Annotated in this window: 11 protein-coding genes; 3 read left to right on the top strand and 8 right to left on the bottom strand. The window is 40.4% G+C overall.

Going from position 1 to position 14163, the window contains the following annotated elements:
- Window positions 1-7: 7 nt before the first annotated feature.
- From KV201_RS06710 to KV201_RS06720, 3 genes are all read right to left on the bottom strand, one after another.
- Entirely contained in the window at window positions 8-1549 is a 1542-nt protein-coding gene (locus KV201_RS06710; RefSeq protein ID WP_226058874.1) for a tryptophan halogenase family protein, read from the bottom strand.
- A gap of 20 nt (window positions 1550-1569) precedes the next feature.
- Window positions 1570-2274 carry a SapC family protein gene (locus KV201_RS06715; protein ID WP_226058875.1) on the bottom strand — a complete coding sequence of 235 codons (705 nt, stop codon included), beginning with the start codon at window positions 2272-2274 and terminating at the stop codon, window positions 1570-1572.
- Window positions 2275-2370: 96 nt separating this feature from the next.
- The gene (locus tag KV201_RS06720) at window positions 2371-5049 is read right to left on the bottom strand and encodes a TonB-dependent receptor (RefSeq protein ID WP_226058876.1); all 2679 of its coding nucleotides are present in this window, start codon (window positions 5047-5049) and stop codon (window positions 2371-2373) included.
- Window positions 5050-5435: 386 nt separating this feature from the next.
- Between KV201_RS06720 and KV201_RS06725 the strand changes: the two genes are divergently transcribed.
- Complete coding sequence (locus KV201_RS06725; RefSeq protein WP_012588319.1) at window positions 5436-6452, top strand: LacI family DNA-binding transcriptional regulator; 1017 nt, start codon at window positions 5436-5438, stop codon at window positions 6450-6452.
- Between the two features lie 47 nt (window positions 6453-6499).
- Here KV201_RS06725 and KV201_RS06730 read toward each other — a convergent pair whose 3' ends face one another.
- Entirely contained in the window at window positions 6500-7789 is a 1290-nt protein-coding gene (locus KV201_RS06730; protein ID WP_012588320.1) for an NAD(P)/FAD-dependent oxidoreductase, read from the bottom strand.
- A 186-nt stretch (window positions 7790-7975) separates the two neighbouring features.
- On the bottom strand, window positions 7976-8314 hold the full coding sequence (gene glnB / locus KV201_RS06735; protein ID WP_012088533.1) for a nitrogen regulatory protein P-II: 339 nt from the start codon (window positions 8312-8314) through the stop codon (window positions 7976-7978).
- 237 nt (window positions 8315-8551) lie between these two features.
- Here glnB and KV201_RS06740 point away from each other — a divergent pair, with 237 nt between their 5' ends.
- Both KV201_RS06740 and KV201_RS06745 read left to right on the top strand, forming a co-directional pair.
- The gene (locus KV201_RS06740; RefSeq protein ID WP_107402413.1) at window positions 8552-9064 is read left to right on the top strand and encodes a GspH/FimT family pseudopilin; all 513 of its coding nucleotides are present in this window, start codon (window positions 8552-8554) and stop codon (window positions 9062-9064) included.
- 178 nt (window positions 9065-9242) lie between these two features.
- Complete coding sequence (locus KV201_RS06745) at window positions 9243-9722, top strand: GspH/FimT family pseudopilin (RefSeq protein ID WP_226058877.1); 480 nt, start codon at window positions 9243-9245, stop codon at window positions 9720-9722.
- A 159-nt stretch (window positions 9723-9881) separates the two neighbouring features.
- Here KV201_RS06745 and KV201_RS06750 read toward each other — a convergent pair whose 3' ends face one another.
- From KV201_RS06750 to KV201_RS06760, 3 genes are read right to left on the bottom strand one after another with little or no spacing between them, the layout of a single operon-like run.
- Complete coding sequence (locus KV201_RS06750) at window positions 9882-10181, bottom strand: TapY2 family type IVa secretion system protein (RefSeq protein WP_226058878.1); 300 nt, start codon at window positions 10179-10181, stop codon at window positions 9882-9884.
- The gene (locus KV201_RS06755) at window positions 10178-10576 is read right to left on the bottom strand and encodes a type IV pilin protein (protein WP_226058879.1); all 399 of its coding nucleotides are present in this window, start codon (window positions 10574-10576) and stop codon (window positions 10178-10180) included. The genes KV201_RS06750 and KV201_RS06755 overlap by 4 nt, the downstream gene beginning before the upstream one ends.
- Before the next feature lie 8 nt (window positions 10577-10584).
- Window positions 10585-14160: a pilus assembly protein gene (locus tag KV201_RS06760; protein ID WP_226058880.1), complete on the bottom strand. Its 3576-nt coding sequence runs from the start codon at window positions 14158-14160 to the stop codon at window positions 10585-10587.
- Window positions 14161-14163 lie beyond the last annotated feature (3 nt).

The following is a 14163-nucleotide window of genomic DNA, read 5'->3' on the forward strand; positions in this document are numbered from 1 at the left end:
TAAACCATTAATTAAGTTGGATGCCATACAACTTGATGCGTTCAATTAACTCCCTATGGGGTAATAATTGCGATTTGAGTAATGTAACCTGCTTGTCTAGTTTGTCGGTCATTTCCGAGAAAAGCCGCTCCTCTTCATCATTTAATGTCATCTTTAATTTTGACTCAAAGTCTGAGCCATAGAGTACATATAAATAGTTTTCTAAATTGAAAAATTCTAGCGTAGAAGTAAAGTCATAGGCAGTCGGTATGTGATAGCGCCACAATTCTAGATGTTCTTTTAATGAGTCTGGAATACTTATTTCATTTTTATTATCAACCCAAAAAGGCGTATCCATTCGTTTGGCTGTGACATAGTGAAGTTTAATAAAGTCAATCACCCGATTCCAAGCATTCGATACCCGCTGATTATAACGATTAGCCACAAGTGGCATAACGTCAGTATTAGCAGGAAAACATTCGGCTAACATTCTGGCTGTCGCATCAAACATAAGAAGACCAGTCGCTTCTAAAGGTTCAACAAAACCACTCGACAAACCAATCGCAACACAGTTACCTTGCCACGATTTCTCTCTATACCCCACCTTCATAGGTATGTGTCGAAACGAGATTTCTTCAGCTGCTTTACCAAGATATTCCCGTAATACACTCTCAGCTTGCTCTATTGATGAATATTGACTGGAATACACATAACCAACACCACGACGTTCAGACAAACCGATATCCCATATCCAGCCAGCCTCTTGTGCTGTTGATTTAGTGAAACAAGGGATAGGCGTATATTTATCTTCATAAGGAAGCTGCACAACTAATGCTGAGTCAACAAACAAAATGTCACTCTTATCAACGAAGGGAACGTTACATGCGTTGCCAATGAGTTGAGCACTAAATCCAGTACAATCAACATACAAGTCCGCAGTCAATACACCAGCGTTATCAGTATGTAACTCTAAGATATTTCCCTGAGCGTCTATTTTTGTATCAATAACTTCTGCAAGCAGATGTTTAACGCCTAACCGTTCAACACCAAATTCGGTCAACAACTTGGTAAACTTTGCAGCATCGAGATGATACGCGTAATGCATAGCCCCTCGATATTGAGGCTGTGTCATCGCTTTAGGGCCAAACCCCGCATCAATTAAATGACCTTGAACTGACACAAGATCAGCGTAGCGGCCTCTATCTGAAAGAGATTTATTGAGCCAACTTGAAGTGAAATCTTTAAAGTAGGGATAATCAAATAAATGGTGATAGTACTCCCCTGAATTTGGTTCATTCCAATCAATGAATTTAACACTCTGTTTAAATGTTACATCACAGCGATGAATAAAATCATCTTCTCGAATACCAAAATACTTTAATGTTTCTCGTAACATAGGCACTGTCCCTTCACCAACGCCTATAGTAGGAATGTTCGGGGACTCAACTAACATAACTTGTATTTGAGGTGTTCTAGCATTCAACTTTTTAGCTAAATGACAGGCAGAAATCCAACCTGCAGTTCCGCCACCCACAATGACGACACTCTTTATATCTTTTCTTGAAGTCATGACCTATGCCTGCTGATTACTTAAGCGCTCAACTCGATTTCTTCTTTCGCTAGGCGATTAATTTGATGCAATGAGTTCAAATGGCTGTAAATTGGAGCTAAAAGGCCTCGTTGCTTGATATCTAAGAACTCATCTGAGCTGAGTTGATTTAACTTAGCTTCATCGATGAAATAGATACCATTAATGCCGCGTTTTTCGCCTTTGATGTCAACGGTAAGACTTTGGGGAGAAAATAATTCTTTTTGAGCCAAAAATGCAATAATTGCCTTACTCATTTGTTCTTGTTCAAAGTTTTTTATAATACTTTCTTTACGCAATCTTAAAAACGCTGTTTCCTCTCCTCCTTCAAATAATGCATTTCCCTCGTCAGTAGTCACATGAGCGCTTTCTTCACGTATCCCAACCCATACTTTATCCTGTTGTTCAGCACTCAGTATTAACCCAAACGGATAGTTTTTAAGTACATTTGGAATATACAGCCCTAACCATTTGCCATCTTTTTGCTTCAAATTCTGTCCAGGTTTTAATCCAAGCATAATTACGGACTGATATTCTCCTGTTTCACTATTCTTAACAAAAATAACAGGTGAATCTACAGCTGCATAAGCAAACTCATAAATTGAAATGGGTAGTAAATGTTGCTCAGCTACATGCTCATAAGTGGTAGGAGTCACTTTAAGGTGCGCATGTTTTGCTGAGTCAAGCGGGGTGATTGAATTAGTCATATGAGCTCCTTGAGGGCTTCTTCTGATTGAATATTATTGAGATATAAAAAAAGGGAGCAAGCTCCCTTTTTCATTTATACATGAGTTAAACCAAGATTAGAATCGTACGCTAGCACCTAATGTAATTCGGCGGGCCATATTGTATTCAAATACAGGGAAGCCATCCGTAAAGCCACTTAGATTAGATTGGAACTGATTGTTACCAAACTGACGTGAACCTTCTTCTAACAGGTTATTACCATCAAGCTTAATATCCATATAATCAGTAACATGCCAAATTGCGCTCAAGTCCAAGCTACCAAATGCATCGTGTAAACGATTACCGTATGAACCAGTTTCACGGATCATATACTCACTACGCCAGTTATATGCTAAACGAACTTGGAACAAATCGTTTTCAAAATAACCAGTTAAGTTATATGAATGCTTTGAACTATCGCTTAAGAACGGGTTGCGATCTGTATATGTATTTGGACTCGTTTCACTATCAGTATAAGTGTAGTTAACAATTGAGCCGAAGCCGTTACCAAAGTCTTGTTGATATTGCAGTTCTAAACCTTGGATTGTCGCAGATTCGCCATTGGCTTTCTCTTGCACAGTCCAACCACCAGCAACTTCATCAGGTTTTAACGTGCCAGTAAATGGGATATCGGCGCTATCTGCATGGTACTCACTAAAGGTTACGAAGTTTTTAACATCCTTCATAAACAAAGCCGCAGAAAGTAATGACTCTTCATTGAAATACCATTCAATACCTAAGTCTATTTGATTAGCAATAAATGGTTTTAACCCGATATTACCAACAACCCATTTTTGGTTATTAGGCACATCATCATTCGCACCTAAAACGTTAGGGTTAACATACATGTCATCATACTGTGGACGAGCCATAACTCGAGCTGCAGATGCGCGCAATATGAGATCTGGTGCTAAGTCGAATGCAACGTTCAAGCTTGGTAACCATTCCCCATAATTAGCCGAAGAATCGGTTTTCTTGCCATCAACATAGTAAGTTGAAGTTGCTTCAGTCCCCGCATAACGCACACCAAAGTTACCGCGTACGCCTTCTGATGCAAAGTTAGCCATCACATAAGCAGCGTAGTTATCTTCGTCAATTTCACGGTATGAACCAAAATCTTCAGTCTCACCTATGATGCTCGATTTGGCCCAATCTTTTAGTGCATCTGGATCAAAACGAATAATATCGTATTCACTTGTTCCTACAGCAAAAGTACCAGTATTTAAGCCTGCTGTTGATATGATGGGATTAAAGTCATCGGCTTGTACAAAGTCAAAACGGCGACTCGTTGTATTATGCTTCGCATATTTCAGACCCGTTTTAATGGCATTAACCACACCTAGATCTACATCAAACTTAATATCGGCTTGAATATAAGTTTCATCATCCGTTTTGGGTGTTTTATTAAAGTTACTGCCAGTACCCATTACAAGTGAACCAGGATCATAAGTGGCTGTATCAAAACCATTCAAATCCCAAGTTTGATGACCATTGGTAAAGTCGTAAGTCGCACCATTTAATGCTGTGCCACCCAGACCATCTTCAACAACCATTTCAAAATCGGTACCACCAGTAGAGCTTGTATCACCGATTTGAGTCGTAAACTGGTATCCATCACCGCTATATTCCATCTTCAGGTCGAAAACTTGAGACTTCATTGTCGCTTCACGAGGGCGAGCTTGCCAATATGCTAAGTTAACAGGGCCTGCAACTTGAGAACCTGACTGTGATGCATCTGGCTTATCACCACCACATAAACCGCAGCCACCTAACCATTCCGTATTATCCCAAGCACCAGAACCTGGAGCTCCTGACCATGAGGTGTCAGCTTGCGTAAACCATAATGCGTAGTTGGTATTGTCCGCGGCCATTTGCATGTCCATCGCGTTAAACACAAAGTTTAATGAATCAGATGGCGCATACTGGAATGTTGCAGCAATAGCGGAACGCTCACGCTCTTGTTCAAATGCAACAGGGCCTGCACCCCATTCCCAAAACGCTTCATCGCCTTGACGCTGTAAGCTACGATTTTGCATAACGCCAGAAACTAATACACCAAAAGTTTCATCATCATTCTTCCAGCTTCCTAAGCCTGAAAACTGTGGGTCCGTTTCACCCGAATCGCTTTGATATTGAGCTTCAGCAGATGCAAAGAAAGTCATTGAATCCATATCCAATGGCTTACGAGTATTAACTACAACAGTACCACCCACACCACCTTCAGCTAAGTCCGCCTGAGATGATTTATAGACTTCTAAGTTACCAACTAATTCAGATGGTAATAATTCATAGTTAAATGAACGTTTTGCAGGCTCAAGAACAAACCAACCTGTTGAAGCCACGTTTTGTCCATTCAGAGTAGTCAAAGTCAAATCTTGACCTGCACCACGAATAGAAACACCTGCGCCTTCACCAAATTGACGCTGGATCGTGACACCTGGAATACGTTGCAGCGATTCTGCAACGTTTTTATCAGGGAATTTACCAATGTCTTCAGCAGTAATAGCATCCACAGTACTGTCTGAGAAGCGTTTGGCATTTAAGTTAGCTTGCTGGGAAGCGCGAATACCGCGAACTTCAATTTTTTCAATATTTTCAGGTGCTGCGGTGGTTGCCGTGGCATCTGCAGCGACAGCGCTGATGGATACAGCACTGCCGAGTAGGATAGCAATATTTGTTGCTAGTACAGTTTTCTTAAAGATTGATGGTCGCATCTCGTTTCCCTTCCATAACTTTATTATCGTTTTAGTATTCATAACCATTCCCTGCGGAATGACAACGCTGTCATGTCTAGTGCAAACATTACACAATAATTAACAGCCTTGCCACAACAAAATAACGATGGAAGCAAAAAAATGTCATAAAGCAGAATTTTGAATCAGTAATTTTATTAAAAATCATTATAAAACATGAGCTTTAATATTATGACGTAAATTTACAACTCCAAGCATAATTGTAACAACGATAAATTAACGCCAATTTGTAACAATTCAGGATTGCTAAGCACATCAAAAGCTCGCACTATAAGACGCATAAGTAAGAAAATACTGATAAAAATGTAAGCTTGTAAATTGCTGGTAAAGAATTTACGTTCATAGAACAGTTAACCCTTCGCGACCTTAGACAAAGAGTTTTTACATCAATGAAAGTCACTATCAACGACGTAGCTAAATATGCTGGAGTGTCTATCAAGACAGTATCACGTGTCACCAATAACGAACCTTCAGTGAAGCAGGCCACAGTTGACAAAGTGAATGAGGCGATAAAAGCACTTAACTACCAACCGAATTTAGCGGCGAGAAACCTCGCGGGCACTAAGTCCTATGCTATTGGTTTTATTTACGATAATCCAAACGCTTACTACATTATTGATATGCAAAATGGGATCTTGGCAGCCTGTAAAGACAAGGGCTATGAACTTGTCATCCACCCTTGCAATGCCAAATCAGAGACCATTTGTGATGAGCTTACAGCACTAGTCAAATATTCTAGGCTAGCGGGATTAGTACTGACGCCTCCCTTGTCAGAAGATCCGAAAGTACTCAAAGCGCTTACTGAGATTGATGCTAACTATGTGCGCATTATTGCAGGTGAAAAGGACAACGATCAGAATGGATTGACTATTTTAGTCAACGATAAATTTGGTGCAGTTGAAATCACCCAGCATCTGATTGACTTAGGCCACAAGCATATTGCGTTTTTAAGTGGGGATTTACACCATGAATCCACCAAAGAACGGTTACTTGGTTTTAAACAAGCATTAACAATAAATGGCCTAAAACTGAATGAAAACTACATAATTGAAGGGAAGTACTCATTTGAGTCTGGTGTTGACGGTGCGAATAAGCTTATTAAACTAAAACATCGTCCGACTGCGATTGTGGCTTGTAATGATGAAATTGCCGCTGGAGCACTTTTTGCGGCTCGTTTAGCGGGTTTAGATATCCCTGCAGACTTATCGATTGTCGGTTTCGAAGATAGCCCATTCTCACGTCAAACCTGGCCTAAACTCACCACAGTACATCAGCCAAACGCAGAAATAGCGCAAGTCGCAACGGAATTATTAATCGCAAAACGTCGTGAGCAGGATGCGATATATTCTAAGACCTTTACACCTGAACCTATCATTCGTGACTCGTCGGCAATTCCTAAACAATAAAAAAGAGAGCATATTTGCTCTCTTTTTTGCCCTACATTACATAGAAATCAATGTAATTTGAGCTTTGGACGCTGCCACCTCAATAACTTTTGTGCCACTCGATACACTATTGCCGAAAACCAGCCATAAAGGCTTGCTAAATGCCTCTGATACAAAGAGATATACATCAATCTTGCAATATGCCCTTCGACAAAGAAAGTGCCAGAGCGTAGGTTCCCCATCAAATTGCCTACCGCAGAGAAGCGGCTTAAAGACACTAATGAGCCGTAATCTTTATAAATAAAGGCCTTTTCAGGCTTACCTTGTAATCGATTAACGATATTATCAAACAAGGTATCAGCCATCTGTGCCGCAGCTTGCGCCCTTGGTGGAACAGGCTGACCAGAACTTTGGATCAATAGAGCGCAATCGCCAACGGCGTAAATATCTTGATGGCCCTTGACTCGCATGCAGTCATCAACTTCAACTTGATTTCGCGGCGTAATGGGCAATTTTGTAAAGTTCTGAAACGCTTTTGGACCTTTTACACCTGCCGCCCAGACTTTTAAGCCCGCTTTAATCACATCCCCATCTTGGGTGATAAAACCATCACGAGTCACTTCTTTTACTTGAACACCGATATGTAAACGTATACCTATCTTATCAAGAACTGCCTGCGCCCTAGCGCTCACACGCTCAGGTAATTGGGGGAGAATTTTGGGTGATGCTTCAATCAAATGCACATCAAGGTGATGTTTAGCAATATTCAGATAGCCATACTCTTTGACGGATTCAATCACATGATGAAGTTCTGCCGCCAATTCAACACCGGTCGCACCAGCACCAACAATGCCAATACTGACTCTTTCTTGTGTTTCGTTTAATTGGAGTAATGCGTCGAGTAATTTATGGTGGAATAGGTTGGCATTTTCGAGGCTATCTAAGAAGATACAGTGTTCATCAGCTCCTAATGTATTGAAACTATTAGAAACACCACCTAGAGCAAGGACTAAAAAATCATAATCGATTTGTCGCTGCTCTAAGAGTAACTCGCCTTCGTCATTATAGACGGCGGCTAACTGAATCGATTTAGCGTCAGGGTCGCACTGCTCTATATCACCGCGAATATAGCGGTAACCATTTTTAAGCCCATGATCTCGGTAGAGTAAACCTTCAATAGATTGATCGATCACGCCGACAGCAACTTCGTGTAATTTAGGCTTCCAAATATGAATAGGACTTCGGTCAATTAAGCAGACATCGACGACATCGCTACCGCCCCATTTACGACCCAACTTAGATGCAAGTGCTAAACCAGCTGCACCACCACCCACGATCACTATTCTTTTTGTAGCCAAAATGACAACCTCATAAAACTCATTTGCGAGGCTCAGTTATACCATGTTACAGATAAGAGATAACTACATTAGTTCAGTAAAACTGACGATTTTGCATTAAAGATATTTCAGAAACTCAGCCGTACTTCCATCAGCTTAGCCAACAAAAAAGGGCCACTAGGCCCTTTAGAATCGTTCTAAAGCAGCTTATACCGCTTCTTCGTTTTCTTCACCAGTTCGAATACGGATAACACGTTCAACATCAGTGACAAAAATTTTGCCATCACCAATTTTGCCTGTGCGGGCAGTTTCAACGATCACATCAATAGCTTGGTCGAGCAGATCATCCTGGATCACTAATTCTATTTTCACTTTTGGCAGAAAATCCACCATGTATTCAGCGCCACGATAGAGCTCTGTATGCCCTTTCTGACGACCAAAACCCTTGACTTCAGAAACCGTCATACCTGTAATGCCAATCTCAGCAAGGGATTCTCTTACGTCGTCTAATTTAAATGGCTTAATAATGGCTTCAACTTTTTTCATTAAAAATTCCTCATCCCTTGCAATAACATAAACAAACAGAATAACACTAGCTTACACGGGGTTAGGTCAACATTGAAGTGAATGTAGTGCTTTACTCATAAAACACAGTTTCTACAAAATCGCTTTTAGCACATAAAAGTCTAAAAAAAGCACTATGAGTATAGCGCCAGACTTTATACTTACATTCTAGCCAAAACTCGCTCGCGGGATGCAAGCGCAAAATAACAGGGATTTGTTATGAACACTCATCAAAAAGGCTTTAGCCTGATAGAACTTCTCATTTCACTTGCCGTCTTAACCATCTTGCTTACTGGAGGAGTGCCATCCTTAACTGATGTTTATACCCAATATAGAGCTGATAGCAGCATACGAATTATCCAACAAACGCTGCAATTTGCACGTAACCAAGCAATTACTCTTAATAGAAAGGTAACAGTCTGTGCTGTTATCGACCAGAAATGTGAGCAAAACTGGCAAGCTGGACTAACTGTTTTTATTGACACTAACAGTAATAACCAAGTAGATGACAGCGATAAAATACTCTATATGACAAATGCTTTTGATTCAAAAGACACAGTTAAATACAATCGTACGTCGATTCGATTTCGGCCTGACGGACTAGCATCAGGTACAAATGGGACACTAAAGTATTGCCCATCTAACCCAGCGAGCCCGCATTCACGAGCAATCGTTATTAATCAAGCAGGTAGAGTTCGTTTCTCAACCGATGACAATATAAGTTGTACTTAGCCTAACGGCGCTAAAAGAATGAGTCATAAATTTATTTTTTGAAAACAAAACCGTACTAAGTATCACAATAAGGAAGCTATATCACATTAAAAAATAAGATTAAAAATGCATGACTCAAATGCTGATATCAGCCGCATTCTCGCTTATACTCTATGGTAAATAAGTGAGGATAGTCCGCATGCAACACAAAATGGCAGGTTTTACCTTAATTGAGTTAATGGTTACAATCACTGTTGCAGCAATTTTATTAACCATCGGAGTACCGTCACTGGTCTCTCTCTACGAAGGTATGCGAGTAAATAATAACATTACAAAAATCCACGACATTATGGTCTTTGCCCGCAATCAGGCTGTGAGCTATGGCACGGCCGTAAATGTATGCCCATTTGCTACAGCTACCTCCTGCGGGACATCAACAGACTGGAGTAATGGAATTCGTGTATATATTAAGACCAATAAAGAATTACGAGCTATAGACGGCTTCCATTCAAGTGACAAAATAGAGGGCACAGTTAATTCACTCACATTCACGCCTGAAGGACTTTCTTCCGGTGGAACATTAATTTATTGCCCCGCAGGAAAAGCGGCCGAGTCAAAGGGTGTTATTGTAAATGCTGGCGGTATCATTTCATACGGCGCCAATGGCAGCAGCTGTTAAATAACCGAAATTTAGAGCGTATTTCACAGCATCCGTTTTGAAAGGCGCTTAGAAAACCATATCAATTTTTTGTTGACACAGAATTACGAACCATACCCTTCAGTAAAATTTGCTTTATAAAAAACCTTCAAAATTTTAATTACAGTTTCTTGGAGGTAGCTATCTAAGCGTAACCTTATCTAACTGTTTACTATTGTCACTGGTAAACTCTTGGCTTAGAGAGACGCATTCAATAACCTCTTTTATAAAATACTTTTTACCATCAGAGGCAGTTAATTGCTTACCTGGTAAACTGGCAATGTTCAGGTTAACGTCTTTTACCTTCCAACGATAAAAAACCACTTTATCCCCTTTAGATGCCGTAATGTGACATTTATAGTCCTGTGCTGGCTCACTCGTAGCTGCAATGGACACACAAGAAAAAATACCTAACATTAAACCAATAAAAGTTCTGCTCATTTCCAACACTCCGCTGACGGGCCTTTTACACCCGCAGATGTCATCGTAATCGTTGCACAGGTGGAATCTCGGCTTGCTTGACTCCCTTGTGCTGTTGCCGTAATCGTAAACGAGCTAGTACCAGCAGAAGCAACACTATAATGCCCATGCTCGGTAACAAAGGGATCCGCAGCTAATCCAAGCTTTGTCATATCTGTCGCATAAACACGATTATCCAAGTAATACTGCTCCTGTAAATTTGCCACATTCATTACCACTGCCACCCCTTCAGAGCGCCCACTCCTAGTGATATACTCAATATATGATGGATAGGCAATTGCAGCTAATATCCCAACCACCGCAACGACAATCATTAACTCAATAAGAGTGAAACCAAGTGAACTATTATTTTTCATTAATATTTTCACTCATTAATGTGGTAATAAATTTTATTAGTTTTTAAACCACTACCTAATTCGATAGTCCCTTTACACTTTCCGTTATCACACTCACCTTTACCTACTCCGATGATATAAGCAGTTGGATCTTTACCGGATTGAGGCTCAGGAATTACAATTTGGGGGGTATCAGGAATACGTTCACCAACCTCATAATAAAGTGTACTTGATGTTCGAGTACCTTTATGTAAGTCAAATACATAGAGTCGTCCCTGTCCTGAAAAACCACATACCCCCGCATCCAAATCAACGGCTTGGTTAGTCGGCGGAACAAATGAAGTGAAATAAACTTTACCATCAAAAATAAGCGAGGAAGATAGACTTTTCTCTCCCGAAGCAGGGAAATCATAATACCAGCCTCTCTTTTGCCCAAAAGCAACATTATCACTCTGCGAAGTAGGTGCGACAGAGGTAACATCATATAGATTAGAAATCGTTAGAGGGGCCGGTATATCGGTGCCAGTGAATTGTTTAGTGACAACATTTCTATCCTGAAATACATAAAACATGTCATTAGTGGCAATATCCAATGGATGTGTTCTATTCCCCGTACCCACAGTTACCGCATCATATGGTATGCTCTGATAGGATAAAATACCATTTTCAGAATGAATATTATTGAACTGAGTTTGTGCGACAGTCGGCTCAGCAAAAAACATCCGGTTATCAGGTGAACTCGCTGTGGAAATTTTGGCAAATTGGAATACGGACCAATTGATTTTACTCGTCGAAGGTAAATCTATCCGCCATATACTTCCATCAATATCACTTGCATATATCCGATCAGATATACCGTCATTATTACTGTCTAAAACAGCAACTTTATTAGGGATACTGTTCATTCCCGTGGCGGTAAACTTAGTCACAAATTCACCAGTAAATGCTTTTACAATATAAACTGCCGCACCAGAACCCTCTGCTGATTCCATTCCGCCACCAAAAATCAATACAGGTTCTGTGATTGATGGAATAAAGGTAACGATAGGCTCTGACCAACTTTGTCCTAAGTCATCAAACTTTTCCGTACTAGAATTAATCATCCACTTATACTGAGGTGAATCTGGATTTGTAATATCTAACGCATAATAAGACGTGCCGCCACGCCTCATACCAAGGAAAACCCAAGCCTTATTGACTTTACCATCTGCATCCGTTTCAGTATAAGCTACGGGTGATAAATCCATCCCATAAACACTATGAGTTCCAGTTGAATCATCCCGCCTTAGTGTTGGAATGTTATGCACTAATTCAGATGGTATAAATGCCCAAGACTCAGTGACAGAACCAACAGCATAATCGCCACTACCAGTGTCTGAATCTTTAAACATATGTACCAATCCCTGATTGGTACCAACTAAGATTCGAACATCAAGATTTTCCGATGTAACATCGCCATCCGCATCTGTTGTAGGTTTATTACCGAAGTTAATAGCGAGAGGTTTCGAATGGAGAGGATCCCCCATAATATCATCTCGAGGGTCGGTATAATTTTCATCATTATCTTCATCATCAACATCGACACCATAAATCCAGTCTCTATTCGTGGAGACAGTATCAGAAACGGAGCTAGTTGCAGGACTTCCTAGAAGAGAATAAAAACTCGAGTCGCTTATTGTTGTAAGCAAACTCAAACCACTTCCGTCATTTATATATATTTTTCTATTTTTCAATTGGGACTTTAAGGTCGGTAAGACCCCACCCGATTTCACCTTATTGCCATCGATGTTACCTGCAGGACAGGTATTCCAATAGGTACAAGTATCACTTGAAATATTACCATTAGTATCAATTGCTCCCGTCGTTCCACCTGGACCGACAATCTCACCAGAGGAATTGACTTTCAGCTTTTTCAAATTACCACTCCAGCGAGGTCCGCCACCGGGTAAAAACATGGCAAAGTAAGCTGAGTTATAGGTCTGAGTTTTATCGAAGTTGTTACTGGCAATACTCGGAGAGGTAAATGATGAATCTATGGTCAGAATAGACTTTAATGCGTCATTCATCGCTTCGACTAAATCAAGGCCCGTTTTAGCGACGTAATAACCTTTAGATACGCCATTAACTCTTGGGCTTCCGCCCCTAAAAGCCGCCTCTTCCAAGAGTGCAGCTGCTTTATCCGCTCCGTCAGAAAAGCCTATAGTAAACAATCTAACGTTTTGTTTGTTATCAACACCATTTGAATCTTTCGGCCCAACAACAATATCATTGTTGTACATATAAGCCGCTAAAGCAGGCAAATAGCTAAACTCATCTTGATTACGATCATCTTTGAAACTCATAGCGCTGTAGTCACCAGCGACTTTAGCGGTTGAAGTTAATTGCTTAATCGAGTCATCCGAGGCATGGTCGAGTGTTGGCGCACCATCGGTAATATAAATCAAATATGCGGTGTCCGGGCATGTTTTAAACTTCGTTGCATAATTCCCACTATTCAAGATGCTTGAAGGATTATTTGGCGTATAGTTATCAACTTTGTTATTTCCAGTCGCGTTTTTATCATCATTACCAAAGGTGACTGGGCCGCCACTAAAAAATTGATAAGCCTCATATAATGTTTCACACAGAGGCGTATTTGTTTGAGCAGGCATATCTTTAATTAAAGATATTAATGAGGACTTATTTGCTTCCGTCATTTCGGTCATATCATAAATAATACGTCCGCCGTCAGCATAATTCTCGGTTGGATAGTTTAAGTTATAAACGGCAAGGGCAGCATCAATGGGAATAGCTAATGATTCCAACGCTGACTTAAGAGCATTTTTCGCGACATCTAAACGAGTACCAGTACCACCACTGTTCTGCCCTTCTGTTGTCGTTGTTGCCCACTTATACCACACCAAGTAATGAGCAGAGTAAAGTGTAACCGGAGTTTCGGTTCCAAACTTTGTACTATTTAAACTACTTTGACGGTCAGTCTCAGCGCTTCCCGATGTATACATTTTATTAGTATCAACCGGGTAACCATCTGCAAACGATGGTTTTTTATTAGTTGAACCAGGATTTTTTGGGTCAGCATTTAGAATATCTTCGTAGCAGTCAACAATATCATTCTGATTAAAACCATTATTGTTTGCTAAAGATTCCCACTTATTTTTGTTAAACTCACGTAAGTATCCAGTGTAACGCCCCTTATCCACTAAAGCTTTGGCAGCTGTATTACAATTATTATTCCCCAAATAAAAACGACGGGCATCATTAGGATCATCAGGGGTAGGCATATTACTGGTATTATCTACGCCCCCCGCATTCCAATAGGTACCTTTCTGATTGATATATCCAGAATAACTGTTCATGTATGTCTCAAATCCTGCAGGGTAGGTACAAGTATCTGCCGCATGACCAGCTTGGGAACAATAGGAACTGACAGCATTCTGGTCTTCAGTTGACATACTCCCTGAGTTATCAAATATAAATAACACCTGTGGGCGCTTGCCAGTCCTTACCGTAGAGTCAACAAGATAAAGCTCTGTATCATCTGCATGTATTTGCCCTGCAATAATGACTGTGGCAGCCATAAGAGCACAAAAGATTTTTTTCAACATAAC

This window comes from Shewanella sp. SR1 (assembly GCF_020447145.1).
GTDB lineage: Bacteria > Pseudomonadota > Gammaproteobacteria > Enterobacterales > Shewanellaceae > Shewanella > Shewanella baltica.